The organism is Halorubrum coriense DSM 10284, assembly GCF_000337035.1.
Classification (GTDB): domain Archaea; phylum Halobacteriota; class Halobacteria; order Halobacteriales; family Haloferacaceae; genus Halorubrum; species Halorubrum coriense.
Window position 1 is genome coordinate 76,832 of sequence record NZ_AOJL01000011.1, and the last position, 16,942, is coordinate 93,773.

Annotated in this window: 16 protein-coding genes and 1 tRNA gene; 13 read left to right on the forward strand and 4 right to left on the reverse strand. The window is 72.5% G+C overall.

What is annotated here, in order from left to right; translation table 11 throughout:
- Positions 1-10: 10 nt before the first annotated feature.
- The 3 genes from C464_RS01800 (at position 11) to C464_RS01810 (ending at position 3,128) form a co-directional block, all read left to right on the forward strand.
- Positions 11-967, forward strand: coding sequence for a succinylglutamate desuccinylase/aspartoacylase family protein (locus tag C464_RS01800; RefSeq protein WP_049910767.1), 957 nt, complete (start codon positions 11-13; stop codon positions 965-967).
- The gene (locus tag C464_RS01805; protein WP_006111790.1) at positions 967-2,151 is read left to right on the forward strand and encodes a pyridoxal-phosphate dependent enzyme; all 1,185 of its coding nucleotides are present in this window, start codon (positions 967-969) and stop codon (positions 2,149-2,151) included. The genes C464_RS01800 and C464_RS01805 overlap by 1 nt, the downstream gene beginning before the upstream one ends.
- An 80-nt stretch (positions 2,152-2,231) precedes the next feature.
- On the forward strand, positions 2,232-3,128 hold the full coding sequence (locus C464_RS01810; RefSeq protein ID WP_006111791.1) for a ketopantoate reductase family protein: 897 nt from the start codon (positions 2,232-2,234) through the stop codon (positions 3,126-3,128).
- Positions 3,129-3,207: 79 nt separating this feature from the next.
- Here C464_RS01810 and C464_RS01815 read toward each other — a convergent pair whose 3' ends face one another.
- Positions 3,208-3,429 carry a DUF7556 family protein gene (locus tag C464_RS01815; RefSeq protein ID WP_006111792.1) on the reverse strand — a complete coding sequence of 74 codons (222 nt, stop codon included), beginning with the start codon at positions 3,427-3,429 and terminating at the stop codon, positions 3,208-3,210.
- Between the two features lie 296 nt (positions 3,430-3,725).
- Here C464_RS01815 and C464_RS01820 point away from each other — a divergent pair, with 296 nt between their 5' ends.
- From C464_RS01820 to C464_RS01830, 3 genes are read left to right on the forward strand one after another with little or no spacing between them, the layout of a single operon-like run.
- Positions 3,726-4,574 (forward strand): CBS domain-containing protein, encoded by an 849-nt coding sequence (locus tag C464_RS01820; RefSeq protein ID WP_006111793.1) that lies wholly within the window; start codon positions 3,726-3,728, stop codon positions 4,572-4,574.
- On the forward strand, positions 4,575-6,377 hold the full coding sequence (gene glyS, locus C464_RS01825; protein WP_006111794.1) for a glycine--tRNA ligase: 1,803 nt from the start codon (positions 4,575-4,577) through the stop codon (positions 6,375-6,377).
- Positions 6,378-6,381: 4 nt separating this feature from the next.
- On the forward strand, positions 6,382-7,005 hold the full coding sequence (locus tag C464_RS01830; protein ID WP_006111795.1) for a hypothetical protein: 624 nt from the start codon (positions 6,382-6,384) through the stop codon (positions 7,003-7,005).
- 57 nt (positions 7,006-7,062) lie between these two features.
- Here the strand turns inward: C464_RS01830 and C464_RS01835 are convergent.
- Positions 7,063-7,147, reverse strand: a tRNA-Ser gene (locus C464_RS01835).
- 150 nt (positions 7,148-7,297) lie between these two features.
- Here C464_RS01835 and C464_RS01840 point away from each other — a divergent pair.
- Positions 7,298-8,260: an AAA family ATPase gene (locus C464_RS01840; RefSeq protein ID WP_006111796.1), complete on the forward strand. Its 963-nt coding sequence runs from the start codon at positions 7,298-7,300 to the stop codon at positions 8,258-8,260.
- Between the two features lie 27 nt (positions 8,261-8,287).
- On the opposite strand, the gene pyrE is transcribed toward C464_RS01840, so the two are convergent.
- Both pyrE and C464_RS01850 read right to left on the reverse strand, forming a co-directional pair.
- On the reverse strand, positions 8,288-8,842 hold the full coding sequence (gene pyrE / locus C464_RS01845; RefSeq protein WP_006111797.1) for an orotate phosphoribosyltransferase: 555 nt from the start codon (positions 8,840-8,842) through the stop codon (positions 8,288-8,290).
- Positions 8,843-8,915: 73 nt separating this feature from the next.
- Positions 8,916-12,266 (reverse strand): PAS domain-containing protein, encoded by a 3,351-nt coding sequence (locus C464_RS01850; protein WP_006111798.1) that lies wholly within the window; start codon positions 12,264-12,266, stop codon positions 8,916-8,918.
- 277 nt (positions 12,267-12,543) lie between these two features.
- On the opposite strand from C464_RS01850, the gene gatB reads away from it, so the two are divergent.
- The 6 genes from gatB to C464_RS01880 form a co-directional block, all read left to right on the forward strand.
- The gene (gene gatB / locus C464_RS01855; RefSeq protein WP_006111799.1) at positions 12,544-14,031 is read left to right on the forward strand and encodes an Asp-tRNA(Asn)/Glu-tRNA(Gln) amidotransferase subunit GatB; all 1,488 of its coding nucleotides are present in this window, start codon (positions 12,544-12,546) and stop codon (positions 14,029-14,031) included.
- Positions 14,032-14,094: 63 nt separating this feature from the next.
- Positions 14,095-14,397 carry a hypothetical protein gene (locus tag C464_RS01860; RefSeq protein WP_006111800.1) on the forward strand — a complete coding sequence of 101 codons (303 nt, stop codon included), beginning with the start codon at positions 14,095-14,097 and terminating at the stop codon, positions 14,395-14,397.
- A gap of 61 nt (positions 14,398-14,458) precedes the next feature.
- Complete coding sequence (gene samp2 / locus C464_RS01865) at positions 14,459-14,674, forward strand: ubiquitin-like small modifier protein SAMP2 (RefSeq protein ID WP_006111801.1); 216 nt, start codon at positions 14,459-14,461, stop codon at positions 14,672-14,674.
- Complete coding sequence (locus tag C464_RS01870) at positions 14,671-15,147, forward strand: GNAT family N-acetyltransferase (RefSeq protein ID WP_006111802.1); 477 nt, start codon at positions 14,671-14,673, stop codon at positions 15,145-15,147. The genes samp2 and C464_RS01870 overlap by 4 nt, the downstream gene beginning before the upstream one ends.
- Before the next feature lie 78 nt (positions 15,148-15,225).
- The gene (locus C464_RS01875) at positions 15,226-16,011 is read left to right on the forward strand and encodes a 23S rRNA (uridine(2552)-2'-O)-methyltransferase (protein WP_006111803.1); all 786 of its coding nucleotides are present in this window, start codon (positions 15,226-15,228) and stop codon (positions 16,009-16,011) included.
- Positions 16,012-16,129: 118 nt separating this feature from the next.
- Positions 16,130-16,942, forward strand: an 813-nt coding sequence (locus C464_RS01880) for a methyl-accepting chemotaxis protein (protein WP_006111804.1), incomplete at its 3' end; no start/stop codon positions are given.

A 16,942-nucleotide genomic window follows, 5' to 3' on the forward strand; every position in this document is an offset into this window, starting at 1 on the left:
CCTCCTCGTAATGATAACGCTGGGAACGGCCCGCGCCTCCCTAGGCGAGACGGACACGGGCCGTCTCGAAGTAGGGGAGATGCGGGACGGGAGTCCCGTCCGGCTGCCGGTCGCCGTCGTCAACGGCGCGGCCGACGGGCCGACGCTGTACGTACAGGCGGTGAGCGACGGTGACGAGCTGAACGGACTGGGCGTCGTCAACCGCGTCGTTCCGCGGCTCGACCCCGCCGAGCTGTCCGGGTCGGTCCTCGTCGTCGGCATCGTGAACCACTTCGCGTTCCAGGCGGCCGAACATCGCAACCCGGTCGACGACCGGAAGATGAACCGCGGCTACCCCGGCGACGCCGACGGCACGACGAGCGAGCGGATCGCCCACGAGACGTTCCAGGTCGCCAAGCGCGCGGACTACATCCTCGACCTCCACCAGGGGTCGACCAGCCGGATGATAAACGAGACCCGCGTGCGCTGCGGCGTCCGCCACCGGCTCCACGGCGACTGCCTCGAGCTCGCGAAGGCGTTCGGCTGCGGACACGTCCTCGATATCAAGGGGCCGGACGGCCAGCTCGCCCGGGCCGGCCCGGAACACGGCATCCCGACCGTCGACCCTGAACTCGGCGGCTGCGTCGGCTGGGACGAGGAGTCGATCCGGTACGGCGTCGAGGGTGTGTTCAACGTGCTCCGCCACTACGGGTTCCTCGACGGCGACGCCGCTCTCGACTCGCAGACCCGGGCCCGCGGCTTCGATCAGTACGGCTCGCCCGCCGGCGGCCTGATCCGCTTCGAGCGCGAACTCGGCGAGCGCGTCTCCGCCGGCGACGTTCTCTTCGACGTGACCGACACCTTCGGCTCCCTGGAGGCCCGCGTGACCGCGGACGCGGACGGCGTCTTCTGGCGGACGCGCCGGCTCCCGCAGGTGGCCGCGGGCGAGTACGTCTGCTCGATAGGGACGAACGTCGACGCGTACTGATGGGCTCCCCCGACGACCCCGAGCCGACGCCGTCCGGCCCCCGCGAACTCCGCTGTCCCCAGTGCGGCGAGACGTACCGCGACCGCTGGCGCTGTCGGTGCGGCGCGCCCCTGAACTTCGCCGACCCGCCGGTGCCCGGGGGCGCGGCCCCCGACCCCGACTCGTTCGACGCGCGCGACGGCCTGTGGGCGTTCGACGACCTGCTCGCGGTCGGCGACGACCCGTCGGCCCGCGTGACGCTCGGCGAGGGACTGACGCCGCTCGTCGACGCCGACGAGGGGCGCGAACCGGTCGCCGGCGCGGGGACCGCGGTCTCTCCGTGGAACGCGTCGTTCAAGCTGGAGTACGTCTTCCCGACCGGCTCGTTCAAGGACCGCGGCGCGACCGCGACGCTGACGCGGGCCCGCGATCTGGGCGTCGAGCGCGTCGTCGAGGACTCCTCCGGCAACGCGGGGGCCGCGGTCGCGACCTACGCCGCCCGCGCCGGGATGGCGGCCGAGATCTACGTCCCCGCGGACGCCAAGGAGTCGAAGCTCCGCGCCATCCGGCGCGCCGGTGCCGACCCCGTCCGAGTCGAGGGGAGTCGACAGGCCGTGACGGACGCGTGCGTCGCGGCGCTCGACGACGGGGAGTCCGCCTGGTACGCCAGCCACGCGTGGAACCCGGCGTTCTTCGAGGGGACCGCCACGGTCGCCTACGAGATCGCGCTCCGGCGCGGCTGGGACGCCCCGGACGCGGTCGTGACGCCGCTCGGCCACGGGACGCTCTTCCTCGGCGCGTACCGCGGGTTCAGGCGGCTGAAACGCGCCGGGTGGATCGACGCGGTCCCCCGGCTCTACGGCGCGCAGGCGGCCGGCGTCGCGCCGGTCGTCGAGGCGCTCCACGGCCCCGAGGCCGCCGCCCCTGACGGAGCGGTCAACGAGGCGGCCGACGGGATCCGGATCACCGAGCCGGTCCGCGGCCGCGAGATCCGCGACGCGATCGACGCGACCGGCGGCGACGCGCTCGCGGTCACCGAAGCGGCCGCAACGCGCGAACTCGACCGACTTCACGCCGCCGGCTTCTACACGGAGCCGACCTGCGCGGTCGCGCCCGCCGCGTTGCGAACCCTCCGCGACCGGGGCGAGATAGCTCCCGACGAGGACGTGGTCGTCCCGCTCACCGGGAGCGGACTGAAGAACTGAGGCGGGCGAGCGGGGCGCACGGTCGGCGGCGGACCGGTCGCACCGGTACCACTATTCTGCCGGCGCTCCTCTCTTGGCGCATGGAGGTGCTCGTCTACGGTGCGGGCGCGCTCGGAAGCCTCGTGGGCGGGCTGCTGGCGCGCGAGCACGACGTGACGCTCGTCGGTCGCGACCCGCACATGCGGCGCATCCGCGAGGACGGGCTCCGGATCGACGGTCGGGTGGACGCCCACGTCGCTCCCCGGGCGCTCACCGACGGGACGCACCGCGTCGCGGACCTCGCGCTCGTCACGACCAAGGCGTACGACACCGACGCGGCGGCACGGGCGCTCGCGACCGGCGAGTACGAGGCGGTCTGCTCGCTCCAGAACGGGCTCACCGAGGAGCGGCTGGTCGCCGCGCTCGACGCCACGGTCCTCGCGGGCACCGCGAGCTACGGGGCGCGGTTCGCGGAGCCGGGACGGGTCACGTGTACCGGCGTCGGCGAGGTGGTCGTCGGCCCGCTCTCCGGCGGCGTCGGGCCCGAGGCCGCACGGGTCGGTGCCGCCTTCGAGGCGGCGGGCGTCGAGACGGTCGTGGCCGAGGACATGCCGACGCGGCGCTTCGAGAAGCTCGCGGTCAACGCCGGCATAAACGGCCCCTCGGCGCTCGCGCGGACGGAGAACGGACCGACGCTCGACGGTCCCGCGGCCCCGGTCGCTCGCGAGGCCGCCCGCGAGGTCGCCCGCGTCGCTCGGGCGGTCGGGGTCGACCTGCCGGACGACCGGGCTGTCGCGGCCGTCGAGCGCGTCGCCGCCGACACCGCGGCGAACCGGTCGTCGATGTACGAGGACGTCGCGAAGGGCCGCCGCACCGAGGTCGACGCCATCTACGGCGCGGTCGTGGACCGAGCCGAGCGCCGCGGCGTGTCGGTGCCGACGTGTCGAACGGTCGGCGCGCTGATCCGCGGCTGGGAAGCGGAGCGCGGACTCCGGTGACGGGTATACGGTTGCGACGCTACGGAGCTACAGCGGCTGTTGAAAAATAGGCCGAGGCGTCGTCAGGCTCCGGCGCGGCTCAACACCACTCCTCGAGGACGGTCGCGTCGGTCTCATCGACCGACACCCACGCGTCCTCCCGCGAGACGTCCGCGATGACGAGCTCCGGTCGCGACGACGAGGAGTCGATGGACGCCATCACGTTCGGCGCTTCCGCGGCGTCGAGCGCCGGGTCCGTCGGCAGCGCCGTCCGACGGCGGTCGGGGTCCGGGTCGTCCCAAGGAGTGGAACTCCGTGACATGGTTGTGAATAGTTCACAATACGTATAAACGTTGCGAACCCGAGCGCGCTCGACCGTCGAATCGGAGATTCACACGACACGAGACCGACGTATCGTCCGCCGGAACGACCTCCAGACGACGATCCGGCGAAACGTGTCGGCTTCTTCACCGGCTCGCGGAGCGGTGCGAGGGGTCGTCGCAGCCGTCTCGGACGCGCCGTTCCGCCCGCTGAACCCCGCTCGGCGCTCCGGCGCTCGGTGACCGTCTCGCCGCACACCTTCGCAGTATACAAGAGGTGTCACGCTGAATGACGGGCATGAACGTCGCAGACGCCATGACGCCCCGGTCGGAGCTCGTCGTCGTCGAGATCCCCGGGAGCCGGAACGACGTGCTGGAGTACATCCAAGAACACGGCTTCTCGTCGGTCCCGGTCGTGAAAGACGACGACGGCGACGAGGTGTACCGCGGGCTCGTCACGCGCGACGACCTGATCGACCAGCCGGACGAGGACCAGCTCGCGCTGCTGATGCGCGAAGTCCCCACCGCGGGGGCCGACGACGACATCGTCGACGCCGCCCGGACGATGGCCACGGAGGGATCGCGCCGCCTCCCCGTGGTCGACGACGATGAGCTCGTCGGCATCCTCACCGTCACCGACGTGGTGCGGGCCATCGCCCGCGGCGAGGTCGACGGCGAGACCGCGGTGGGCGAGCTCGCGACGCGCGCCGTCAACGCGACGTATACCGAGACGCCGCTCACGGTCGCCGAGCGCGAGATCGCGCTCTCCGGCGTCCCGTACGCGGTCGTCCTCGACGGCGACGCCGCCGTCACGGGGATGCTCACCGAGGTTGACATCCTCGAGGTCGCCCGCGTGGTCGAGGGCGAGGCGAGCACCGGCGACTCGATCGCCGAGGAAGACTCCGAGTGGTCGTGGGAGGGGATCAAGGCGACGGGCGCGCGCTACCTCCCGACCCGAAACGTTGAGATCCCGGCGGAGGCCGTCCGCCACTTCATGACCGAGGACCTCATCACGGTCAACGCCACGCGGACGGCCAAGGAGGTCGCACAGGAGCTCATCAGCAACGACATCGAGCAGGTCCCGCTCGTCTCGGGCACGGAGCTGGACGGGATCGTCCGGGACGTGGACCTGCTGGAGGGGCTGTAGATGGCGGCGGACGCGCTCGCCGAGCTCGCGAAGCGTCGCGGCTTCTTCTTCGGGTCGAACGGCGCGTACGGCGGGACGGCCGGCTTCTACACGTTCGGGCCGCAGGGCGCGGCGCTCAAGCGGAACGTCGAGGACGCGTGGCGCGACCGGTTCACCATCCGCGAGGGGAACCGCGAGATCGAGGCCCCGACGGTGATGCCGGAGGCCGTGTTCGAGGCGTCCGGCCACCTGGAGGGGTTCGACGACATGCTCGTCGAGTGCCCCGAGTGCGGCAAGTCTCACCGCGCCGACCACCTCGTCGAGGACGCCACGGACGTCGAGGACGCGGAGGCACTCCCCGGGGAGGCGGTCGCCGAGCTCATCGCCGACAACGGGATCGCCTGTCCCGCCTGCGGCACCGAACTGGCCGGCCAGCCGGTGGAGGCGTTCAACCTCATGTTCGCGACCGACATCGGGCCCGGCGACGCCCAACCGGGCTACCTCCGCCCGGAGACCGCGCAGGGGATCTTCGTGGAGTTCCCGCGGCTGAAGGAGTACGCCCGCGGGAACCTCCCGTTCGGGATCACCCAGATTGGCCCGGCCTACCGCAACGAGATCTCGCCGCGCGGCGGGCTCCTCCGCCTCCGCGAGTTCACGCAGGCCGAGCTGGAGCAGTTCATCGACCCCGAGGAGGACGAGCCGCCGCTCGACCGCGTGCGGGACGTGGAGGTCCGCCTGTACCCCGCGACCGAACAGGAGGCCGACGACGGCGACTACCTCGACACGACGGTCGGCGAGGCGGTCGACGAGGGCGTCATCGGCTCCCCGTGGGTCGGCTACTACCTCGGCGTCGCACAGGAGTGGTACGAGCGGGTCGGCGTCGACCTCGACCGCTTCCGCTTCCGCCAGCACCTCGCCGGCGAGCGCGCCCACTACGCCGCGGACTGCTGGGACGCCGAGAGCGAGGTCGACGGCGACTGGATCGAGATCGCCGGCTTCGCGTACCGCGGCGACTACGACCTCTCGAAGCACGACGAGTACGGCGACGACGCGTTCACGGTGTTCAAGCGGTACGACGAGCCGAAGACGGTCGAGCGCGCCGCGGTCGACCCCGACATGTCCGTGCTCGGGCCGGAGTTCGGCGGCGACGCGGCCGCGGTCGCCGAGGCGCTGGAAACCCTCGCGGAGCGCGACCCCGACGCCTTCGACGCCGAGACGGTCGAGGTGACGGTGGGCGAGGGCGACGACGTGGAGACTCACGCGGTCGACGTCGACGTCGCGAACTTCGCCGTCGAGGAGGTGACCGAGAGCGGCGAGCACATCATCCCCCACGTCGTCGAGCCCTCGTTCGGCGTCGGCCGCACGGTTCAGACGCTGCTCGCGCACGCCTACAGTGAGGACGAGGTCGACGGCGAGTCGCGGACGTACCTCTCGCTCGAACCCGAGGTCGCGCCGCAGGACGCGGCCGTCTTCCCGCTGGTGACGAACGACGACCGCCTGACTGCGCTCGCCGACGAGGTGGCGGCCGACCTGCGGGCCGCCGGGCTCGCGGTCGCGTACGACGACTCCGGCTCGATCGGTCGCCGCTACCGCCGGCAGGACGAGGTCGGCACCCCGTTCTGCGTCACGGTCGACCGCGACGGGATCGAGGGCGACGGGCCCGACACCGTCACGCTCCGCGAGCGCGACTCCGCGGCGCAGGTCCGGATCCCGGTCGCGGCCCTCGCCGACGAGCTGACCGCGCTCCGGGAGGGCGAACCGTTCGCGTCGGTCGCCGACCGGTACGACGCGGTCGATACCGACGTCGAGACGGCGGGGAACTGAGGGGGTGCGTCTCCCGGCGGCGGCGTGGCGCGAGCGCGTGGAGTTCGAGCGCCGGCTGGTCCACGCCAGCGGCACCCTCTACCCGGTCCCGTACCTGCTGGGCTGGATCTCGTGGCGGACGACCGGCCGGCTGCTCATCCTGAGCGTCGCGGTCGCGGCCGTCCTCGAAGCCCTGCGCCTCACCGACTCGGTCGGCCCGCTCGACCCCCTGTACGACGCCCTCGTCCGCGAGTACGAGGCCGACGGGATCGCGGGCTACGCGCTGTACCAGGTCGGGATGGCCACGACCGCGCTCGTCTTCGCGCCCGTCTTCGCCGTGCCCGCGATGTGGATGCTCTCCGTCGGCGACCCGATAAGCGGCGGGCTCGGCGAGAACGCGGCGACGGAGCCGAAGCGGCTCCCCGTGGTCGCGGCGATGGTGTTCGTCTGCTTCGGGATCGCCGTCCCGTACGCGATCCCCGAGTTCGGCCCCGATCCGGGCGTTATCGTCGCGCTCGCCGGGGCGATCCCCGCGGCGATCGCCGACGGGCTCCCGCCGCTCATCCGCGGCGTGGCCGTCGACGACAACCTCACCATCCCGCCGGCGGCCGCGTCCGGGATGTTCCTCGCGGCGGCGCTGATCGGGTAGGCGTCCCGCCCGGCGCGGACGGCAGCGCCGTCGCTCGCCGGGCGAAACTGAGAGAAGCGCCGAGGCGGAGATTTGAACTCCGGTGTCCGAATGGACAGTAGATTTCGAATCTACCGCCTTGGCCAGGCTAGGCTACCTCGGCTCGATTCGGTGTTGGCCGGTTCCGCTGTTATGCGTTTCGATCGCCGCCGCGGCGCGGCACCGCGATTGCTCGCCGAGCGTCCCGCCGGTCCGCCGAGCGTCCCGCCGCCCCGCCGACAACGCTTTTCGGCCCGGCTCCCGTGCGGTGGGTATGGACGTCCCCGAAGCGGCCGACGCCTGCGCCCGCGTCGTCGACGAGGTCGGCGGCGCGGTCGTCGCCGACCGCGAGTTCCTCGACCGCGTCACCCTCGGCATCCTCGCCCGCGGCCACGTCCTCCTCGAAGACGTACCGGGCACCGGCAAGACCCTCTCGGCGCGCTCGTTCGCGACCGCGCTCGGTCTGGAGTTCTCGCGGATCCAGTTCACCCCCGACCTCCTGCCCGCTGACGTCACCGGGACCAACGTGTTCGACGAGCGCGACGGCTCTTTCACCTTCTCGCCGGGCCCGATCTTCGCGAACGTCGTCCTCGCCGACGAGATTAACCGCGCGCCGCCGAAGACGCAGGCCGCCCTCTTGGAGGCGATGGAGGAGGGGCAGGTGACCGTCGACGGCGAGACCCACGCCCTCCCGAGCCCGTTCTACGTGATCGCGACGCAGAATCCGGTCGAGAGCGAGGGCGCGTTCCCGTTGCCGGAGGCCCAGCTCGATCGGTTCACGATCAAGACCTCCATCGGCTACCCGGACGAGGAGGGCGAGCTGGAGCTGCTCCGGCGGCGCGCCGGCCGCGTCGAGCAGTCCCCGACGGTCGACCGCGTCCTCGACCCCGACTCCGTGGCGGCGCTGCGGGAGGTCCCGGAGTCCGTCCGCGTCGACGACGACCTGCTCCGCTACGCCGCGGCGCTCGCCCGAGCGACCCGCGAGGACCGCCGCGTCGAGGCCGGCGTCTCCCCACGGGGCACGCAGCGCCTCTTCGAGACGGCCCGGGCGGCCGCGGTCGTCGCCGGCCGCGAGTTCGTCACGCCAGACGACGTGAAGCGGGTCGCGGAGCCGACGCTCGCCCACCGACTAGTGTTGACGCCGGACGCGGCCGTCAACGACGTCAACGAGCCCGACGTGATCGGAGACGTGCTCGACCGCGTCGCGGTGCCGACGGTGGAGCCGCCCGAGGCGTAGACCCCGCGGAGACCGCCATTCTCGGCTCTACTCCGCGCCCTCGTCCCGCTCCGCCAGCAGCTCCGTCGCCGTGAGCAGCGACTCCAGCTCGACATCGTGATCCGCGAGGAGCGCTTCCGCCCCCTCCTCGCGGTCGACGACGACCAGCACGCGGTTCACGGTCGCGCCCGCCTCGCGGAGCGCCTCGACCGCGTCGACCGCGGACTGCCCCGTCGTGGCGATGTCCTCGATCACGACGACCTCCTCGCCCTCGTCGAGCCGCCCCTCGATCCGGTTGCCCGTGCCGTACTCCTTCGCCTGCTTGCGCGCGATGACATACGGGCGACCGAGCTCGGCGGCCGTCACCGCCACCAGCGGGACCGCGCCCAGCGCGACGCCGGCCAGCTTCGCGTTCGCGGCGGCGAGACGGTCGGCGAACGCCTCGGCGACGAGCGTCAGCGCGTCCGGGTCGGTCTCGAAGAGGTACTTGTCGACGTAGTAGTCGCTCGTGCCGCCGTGTGACAGCTCGAACTCGCCGAATCGGACGGCGTCGGCCGCCGTGAGCGCCGCGATCAACTCGCGTCGTCGGTCGTCGTCGGTCATACGCCGAGAAGGGCCGTCGGCGACAATAAACGGGTCGGAACGCGGAGGCGACCCGCCTCGCCCCCGTCCCCGCTCACTCCCCCGCCGGGAGGACGAGCGTCACGGTCGTTCCCGCGCCGTCGAGCCCGGGGCCGAACCGGATCTCGCCGCCGTACGCCTCCACCACCCACGCGGCGATCCACAGCCCGACGCCGGTGTTGTGTCGCAGCTGCGTCACCTCGCGGTCCTCGGCGATGACCTCTTGGACTCCGGTCGGGATCCCCGGGCCGTCGTCGGCGACGCTCACCCGTACGACCCCGCCGTCCGGGTCGCCCTCGGCGGTCACCGCGACGCGCGGCGCGTCGCCGCCGTGTTCGACCGCGTTTTCCACGAGGTGGTCGACGGCGATCGCGAGGCGGTCGTCGCCCCGCACCGCGATCTCCGGCGGCACGTCGGCGGTGATCCGCGCGTCCGGGTGGTCGGCGGCGTGCCCCGCGATGACCTCCTCGACGACCGCCTCCACGTCGACCGGGACGGGGTCGGTCGCGTACCCCTCTTCGACGACCCGCCGCAGCGTGGTGGCCCCCTCGGCGACGCCGCTCAGCCGCTTGCCTGTCGCCTCGATCCGCCGCGCGTGGTCGCGGACCCGGTCGTCGTCGGTCCGGTCGGTGATCTCGCTGGCGAAGCCGAACACGACGTTCAGCTCGTTGCGGAGGTTGTGCCTGAGGATCCGGTTGACGATCCGGACGTACCGCTCCCGGCGCTTCCGGTCGGTGATGTCGGTGTAGATGCCGAACGCCCGCCGCACCCCTTCGGTCTCGTAGCTGAACCCGCGGAAGAGGAACTCCCGCGGCCCGTCGACGGTCTGTCGTCGGACCTCCTCCGTGGTGAAGCCGTGCTCGCGAACCAGCGCGTCGAGGTCGACTCCCTCGGCGGAACCCCCTCCCCCCCGGTCGCCGAGCCGATCGTCGTCGATGTCCAACGCCCCGATCGTCCGGCCGCGGATCGCCGACTCGTCCGCGCCGAACTGCGCCTCGAACGCCGGGTTGGCCCCGTCGATCACCGTCTCGTCGTCCTCGAGGATGACCTCCATCACCGGGTCCGGTATCCGGTCGAAGAGCCGCCGGAAGCGGTCGCGTTCGGCCGACAGCTCCGTCCGCGTCCGGCGGAGCGCGGTGACGTCGGACAGCGACCCGACGACGCCGCCCCCGCGGTCGGACAGCGTCGACAGGCGCAGCTGCCCGTACCGCGGCTGCCGGTCGCCCTCACGCTCGACGGTCAGCTCCACCGTCCTCGTGGTCTCTCGGCCGCTCGCGCTCTCGGCCGTCGCGCCGGTGAGGGCTCCGACCGCGTCGGCCACGCGCTCCCCGTCGTCCGGGGCGACGAGCGCGTCAAGCCGCCGGCCGACGATGTCCCCGGCGTCGGCGTCGCCGATCCACTCGGCGAACGGTCCGGTGGCGTAGGTGATCCCGCCGTTGTCGTCGAGGACGCACACCATGTCGTCGACGTTCTTCAGCGCGTCCTCGTACGTCCGGAGCCGCCGTCGCCGGTCGTTGGCGTCCATCGCTGCGACGGCGTTCGTCGCCAGCAGCTCGAGTACGCTGACGTCGCTCTCCTCGAAGGCGTCCGGCTCCTCGGAGCCGACGATGAACACGCCTTGGTCCGCGAGCGGCACCGCGACGAACGAGCGCATGCCGTGGTACTCGGTCCGGTCCGCGCTCGGGCCGTCGCCGATCGACGCGAGGCGCCCGTCGGTCGCGAGGTCGTCGCACACCCACCGCTCGCCCGACCGGAAGACGTCGCCGGTGATCCCCTCGCTCGGCGGGCGCGGCTCCCGGCTGGCGGCGAACGCGTCGCCGATCCCGTCGCTCGTGGCGACGAGACGGAGTCGGCCGATATCCTCCTCGAACAGCCGCACGCCGCTTATCTGGTAGTCGAGGATCTGGTCTGCGGCCTCGACGAGCCGCTCCGCGACTCCCTCCGCGTCCCCCTCGCGCTGGATGCGTTCGACGGTCCCGAGCAGCCGTTCGAGGGTCCGCTCGCGGTGCTTCCGCTCGGAGACGTCGGCGAAGAACACGGACAGCCCGTTCGGCGAGGGGTAGGCGGTCACGTCGGTCCACAGGTCGAGCGGCTCGTACCGGTCCTCGAAGGAGACGGTCTCCTGCGTCTCCATCGCCCGCCGGTAGTTGCGCTCGTACTTCCGCCCGAGCGCCGCCGGGAACTCCGCCCAGATGTCGTCGCCGATTAGCGCCTCGGCGTCGCGCTCGAGCAGCGACGCGGCGGCCTCGTTGACGTAGGTGAACCGGAACTCGTCGTCGAGCGCGAAGAAGCCGTCGTCGACCCGGTCGAGCGTCTCCTCGAAGCGGTCGACCGCCGCCGCCCGCTCCTCGCTGGCCACCTCGCGCTCGATCGCCCCCCCGAGCCACTCGGCGAGCAGTTCAACGAACAGCCGCTCGGACTCGTCGAACGGTCGGTCGCGGGAGTCGAGGTCGAGGAAACAGAGCGTCCCGTACACCTCGCCGCCGACGACGACCCGACCGCCGACGTAGCTGCCGACGCCGAACCGCTCGTACGACGGGTGGTCGCCCAGCCCCGCGGCCTCCGGGTCGGTGATCGCGACGACGCCGGGGGTTCCGCCGGCCGCCTCGCCGCTTTCGGCCCGGTCGTCCCGCTCGGATCCGGCGTCCGCGCCGCCGCGGACCGTCCGATGGCAGTACGTCAGCTCCAACGGGACCGTCCCGTCGTCGTCGTCGACTTCCTCCGCCGCGATCGACTCCACGAGCCCGGTCGAGTCCCTGAACCGCCGGAGTTCGATCCGGTCGTCGTCGACCCGAGAGGAGTAGCCGATCGACAGCCCGAGGTAGTCGCGGCCGAGGTCCAGCAGGGCGTCGATCTGCTCGTCGAGGTCGGCGCACCGGTCCGAGACGATCCGCACGAACGGTTCGAGGAACGCTCGCTCTCCCGCGCCCGTCGCGGCCGGTTCGGGCTCGGTGCGGCTTCCCGCCGGTTCGGGTCCGCTCCGTTCTAGCTCCGCCTCGTCGTCGCGTCCAACCGCGGTCGCCGCCACCCGGTCGGCGAGCGTCTCGCCGTCGGCCGCGAGCCGCCGCCCGGAGACGTACTCGACGCCGACCCGGCTCGCGTCGATTGCCGCGTCCGGGTCGTCCTCCGCCGAGTACGCGAGGACGGGGGCGTCCGGATAGCGCTCGCGGACCGCGACGAGGCGGTCGAGCGACTCCTCGGCGTCGAGTAGCCGGACGACGACGGCGGTCGGCGTCGCTCCGCGCGTCACCGCCATCCTGCGGGCAGACGCCGCCCCGCCGTCGCTTCCGGGGCGTCCGCTCTCGGCGTCGCCCTCGTCCGCGTGGCGTACCCGGACGCTCTCGGGCAGCCTCGCCCACGGGGCGTCGACCGGCTCCCCGACGTGGAGCGGCCCCTCAGCGCACATCCGTGACGGGGGCGGTCCGCGGCGGCCGACCGCGGCGGACTCCTGTTGCGCTCATCTCCCCCGAGTACCCCCCGTCTCGCGCGCTCGGCCGCGGGCGGGACGCGGGCCCTCCCCGCCGGCCGGGTCGCCGTTTCCGTGGCCCATCGGTTCGGTCACCGCGCCACCTACGAACGGCCCCCTAATAATCGTTCCTTCCGGGTTTTCGGAATCGATACTCCGAGTCGACGGGGCGGTCGTCCCGACACGATTTAGGCGGCCCGCTCACAACTGGCCGGTAATGAGCACGCAGGCCGCGACGGCGGACCGGACAGTCGTGATCGGGCTGGAGGTCCACGTCCAGCTCGAGACCGACACGAAGATCTTCTGTGGCTGCTCGACGGAGCCCGGCGACGACGAGGAGCCGAACACGCGCACCTGCCCGACCTGCCTCGGGCTCCCGGGCGCGCTCCCGGTCCTCAACGAGGCCGCCGTCGAGGCCGCGGTGAAGGTCGGGAAGGCCATCGACGCCGACATCCCCGAGACGACAACGTTCCACCGGAAGAACTACTACTACCCCGACCTCCCGAAGAACTTCCAGCTCACCCAGTACGACGCGCCGATCTGCGCCGACGGCGAGCTGGAGGTCCGCGTCGACGGCGACCCGCGGCCCATCGGGATCACCCGCGCACACCTCGAGGAGGACCCCGGCAGCCTCCAGCACGCGGGCGGCTCCATCGAGTCGGCGACCCACACGCTGGTGAACTACAACCGCGCCGGCACACCGCTGATGGAGATCGTCACGGAGCCGGACTTCCGCTCGCCGGCCGAGACGCGCGCGTTCCTCGCCAAGCTGGAGGAGGTCTTGGAGTACCTCGGCGTGTTTGACCCCGGCCGCGACGGGAGCCTGCGCGTCGACGCCAACGTCTCCCTGGTCCCCGCCGAGCACGTCGACGACGACGGAACGATCGACGGCGACGCGCTCGACGACGTCAACCGCGCGGAGGTGAAGAACATCTCCAGTCACAAGGGCGCGGAGCAGGCGCTCGCCTACGAGGTCACGAGACAGGAGAACGTCCTCCGGCGCGGCCGCGAGATCGAACAGGAGACCCGCCACTGGGACGAGGACCGCGGCGTCACCGTCGGGATGCGCTCGAAGGAGGCTGAGAAGGACTACCGCTACTTCCGCGAGGGCGACCTCCCCGCGCTGGAGGTGGCCGACTGGAAGGAGCAGATCGCGATTCCGGAGCTCCCCGACGCCCGCCGCGAGCGCTTCCGCGAGGAGTACGGGTTAGACCGCGAGGCCGCCTCGAAGCTCACTTCCACGAAGGCGGTCGCGGACTTCTTCGAGGACGTGGCGAGCGAGTTCGACCCCGGCCTCGCCGCGACGTGGGTCGCCGACAACCTGCTCGGCGAGCTCAACTACCGCGAGATGGCGATCACGGACGTGGAGGGGCGGCTCGACGAGTTCACGCGCCTGATCGAGCTGGTCGCCGCCGACGAGCTGACGGTGAAGAACGCTGAGGAGGTCGTCCTCCGTCAGATGCTCGACGGGGGCGACGACCCCGAGACCGTCATCGACCGCGAGGGGCTCGGGAAGGCCGAGAGCGGCGAGGTCGAGGCCGCCGTCGCGGCCGCCATCGACGAGAACCCCGACGCCGTGAGCGACTACCACGACGGCGACGAGGGTGCGATCAACTTCCTCGTCGGGCAGGTGATGCAGGCGACCGGCGGCAGCGCCGACCCCGGACAGGTGAACGGGCTGCTCCGCGAACGGCTGGACGGCTGAGACGGTCGGGCCGCCCGAATCATCCCCGCCGACTCCCCCTTTCCCTCACGCCCCTCAAACCCCATGGCAATCGTCGAAACGGTCGTCGTCGCCCTCCTCCTCCTGTTCACGTGGGCGATCCACGGCCGCGGGAAGGTCGGCCTGATCGCGGGCTACGACGGCGACCTCCCGCCGGAGCGCGAGGCGGAACTCGCCCGGGACGCGGCCGCGGTCCTCGTCGTCGCGGCGGCCGCGAGTAGTCTGCTCGTCGTCGACGCTTGGACCGGCGCAGTCCCCCGTCCCGGCGCGCTGGTGACGGTCGCGGTCCTCGCCGCGGTCGCGTGGTTCCTTCGGAAGTGGAACGGCCGCGAGCCCGACCGAGAGTGAGCCGCCCGACTCGACCCACCGAAACCGTGCGATTGACGCCCGCCCGCCCGCTACCGCGTCCATGGACGTGACCGTCGAGGTCGTCGGCGAGGGGGTCGACGAGTACAGCCTCGCCGCCGACGCGACGTACGACGACCTGATCCGCGCCGCGGGCTACCACCCGCAGGAGGCGTCGGCGCTCGTCGACGGCTCGCCGGTCCCGGGCGACCGCGTCGTCGACGCCGAGGAGGTCCGCGTGCTGCGACTGATAAAGGGCGGCGCGACGGGCGGCGCGTGACCGGGGAGCGCGACGGGAGCGACTCGCCGGACGCGCCCGACCCGCGCGACCCGCCCGCGGACGTGACCGTCGAGCTGGCGACCCCTGCCGACCGCCTCGATGTCCTCCGTATCCTCGACGCCGCGATGCTGGAGACCGACGCGGACGTCGTCGACGACCGGATCGACGCTGGCGACGTCCTCGTCGCGCGTTCGACGCGGACCGGCGGCGTCGTCGGCGCGCTGGTCGCCGTGCGACCCGACCCCGCCCGGCTCCACGTCGACGCGGTGGCCGTCAGGCGGGCGCGCCGCGGGCGAGGGATCGGCTCGGCGCTCGTCGCGGCCGCGGTCGACCGCGGAGCGTCGGATCCCGCGGTCGACGCCGTCACCGCGGCGTTCGACGCCGAGCTGACCGCGTTCTACGAGGCGCTGGGACTCTCGGTCGCGGTCGACGACGAAGGCTCCGGGCGACGCGTCGGCCGGCGCTCGGTGTAGTCGTCCCTGTCCCGCCGACGGACGCGCGCTCACCGGCGAACGACGCCGATAAACGGTCGGCCGGTCTACGAGCCGCCAATGAGCGGGAAAGACGACTACTACAACCGATCTAAACAGCAGGGGTACCGCGCCCGGTCCGCCTACAAGCTGAAACAGCTCGACGAGGAAGCGGACCTGCTCGCCTCCGGCGACACCGTGGTCGACCTCGGGGCCGCGCCCGGCGGGTGGCTTCAGGTCGCCGCCGAGGAGGTCGGCGAGGGCGGCACCGTCGTCGGCGTCGACCTCCAGCGCATCGAGGCCCTCGACGAGGCCGACGTCGAGACGATCCGCGGCGACATGACGGAGGAGCGCACCCGGCACTACCTGCGCGAGGCGGTCGGCGAGCGCGGCGCGGACGTCGTCGCGAGCGACATGGCCCCGAACATGACCGGCGAGTACTCGCTCGACCACGCCCGCTCGGTCCACCTCGCGCGGCAGGCGCTCGACACCGCCGACGAGCTGCTCGCGACCGGCGGCGACTTCGTCGTGAAGGTGTTCCAGGGCGAGGACCTCGACGCCTTCCGCGACGACGTGGCGGCGTCGTTCCAGTACGTCCGTACCGTCTCGCCGCCCGCCTCGCGGGACGCCTCCTCCGAGGTGTACCTCGTCGCGAAGGGGTACACAACCTCACCGGTCGCCAAGGGCGACCGCGTCGAGGTGACGATCGAAGAGGAGGGCGACGAGGGGGACGGGATCGCCTACGTCGACGGCTACACGCTGTTCGTCGACGCCGACGTCGGGGAGACGCTCGCGGTCGAGGTCACCGACGTGAAGCCGCGGTTCGGCTTCGCGAAGCCCGTCGACGGGGCGGAGCCGTCGGCCTGAGCCGGCGCGCTCGGTCGGTCGCGCTCGCTCTCGACTCGTCGTCCCGTTCGCGCCGTCGCTATCAGCCGGAATAATCTGACTATCGATCTTATGTACCCCCGCCGGCGAGTGACGACAAATGGACAGTGACGACGCACGCTCCGGCTCCGACCGCGGTGCCGTCGACGGAGACCGCTCGACGGCGACGACCGACCCCGACGCGACCACCGACGGCGGCGTCGCGTCCGGCGAGACGCCCCCGCCGGGAACGACCGACGCCGACGTTCCCGCCGCGGCGTTCCGGGAGGTCGCCGACCGGCTCGCCGACGGCGACCTCGGGGCGCGGTTCCCGGCCGCGGAGACCGACGGCGAGGCGGCGGGGCTCGCGGCGACGCTCAACGAGTTCGTCGAGGGGGTCGCGGAGACGGTGTCCGACGTCGACGGCTTCGGCGACGAGGTCGCGGGCGCGACCGAGCACGTCCGGTCGAACGTCGACCGCGCGACGGCCCAGAGCGACGAGGTGTACGCCGCGGTCGACGACATCGAGGCGGCCGCGACCCGCCAGCGCGACGACATCGAGGCCGCGACGGGCGAGCTCCAGACCGTCTCGGCCGCGACCGAGGAGGTCGCCGCCTCCGCGGACCAGGTGGCCGAGACCGCGGCCGACGTCGGCGAGCGGGCGGACGAGGGGACAGACGCCGCGACGGCCGCGATAGAGGACCTCCGCGTCGTCGACGAGCGGACCGAGGAGGCGCTCGAACGGGTCGAGACACTGGAGTCGGAGGTCGCGGCGATCGAGGACGTCACCGACCTGATCCAGGACATCGCCGACGAGACGAACATCCTCGCGCTCAACGCCTCGATCGAGGCCGCCCGCGCCGGCGAGGCCGGGGCCGGCTTCGAGGTGGTCGCCGAGGAGGTCAAGAGCCTCGCGGAGGAGGCGCGGGAGGCA

Coding starts and splice junctions, on each gene's coding strand:
- samp2 (WP_006111801.1), top strand. CDS start 14,459: ATGGACGTGACCGTCGAGGTCGTCGGCGAGGGGGTCGACGAGTACAGC.
- gatB (WP_006111799.1), top strand. CDS start 12,544: ATGAGCACGCAGGCCGCGACGGCGGACCGGACAGTCGTGATCGGGCTG.
- C464_RS01810 (WP_006111791.1), top strand. CDS start 2,232: ATGGAGGTGCTCGTCTACGGTGCGGGCGCGCTCGGAAGCCTCGTGGGC.
- C464_RS01800 (WP_049910767.1), top strand. CDS start 11: ATGATAACGCTGGGAACGGCCCGCGCCTCCCTAGGCGAGACGGACACG.
- C464_RS01860 (WP_006111800.1), top strand. CDS start 14,095: ATGGCAATCGTCGAAACGGTCGTCGTCGCCCTCCTCCTCCTGTTCACG.
- C464_RS01875 (WP_006111803.1), top strand. CDS start 15,226: ATGAGCGGGAAAGACGACTACTACAACCGATCTAAACAGCAGGGGTAC.
- glyS (WP_006111794.1), top strand. CDS start 4,575: ATGGCGGCGGACGCGCTCGCCGAGCTCGCGAAGCGTCGCGGCTTCTTC.
- C464_RS01820 (WP_006111793.1), top strand. CDS start 3,726: ATGAACGTCGCAGACGCCATGACGCCCCGGTCGGAGCTCGTCGTCGTC.
- C464_RS01815 (WP_006111792.1), bottom strand. CDS start 3,429: ATGTCACGGAGTTCCACTCCTTGGGACGACCCGGACCCCGACCGCCGT.
- C464_RS01840 (WP_006111796.1), top strand. CDS start 7,298: ATGGACGTCCCCGAAGCGGCCGACGCCTGCGCCCGCGTCGTCGACGAG.
- C464_RS01850 (WP_006111798.1), bottom strand. CDS start 12,266: ATGTGCGCTGAGGGGCCGCTCCACGTCGGGGAGCCGGTCGACGCCCCG.
- C464_RS01805 (WP_006111790.1), top strand. CDS start 967: ATGGGCTCCCCCGACGACCCCGAGCCGACGCCGTCCGGCCCCCGCGAA.
- pyrE (WP_006111797.1), bottom strand. CDS start 8,842: ATGACCGACGACGACCGACGACGCGAGTTGATCGCGGCGCTCACGGCG.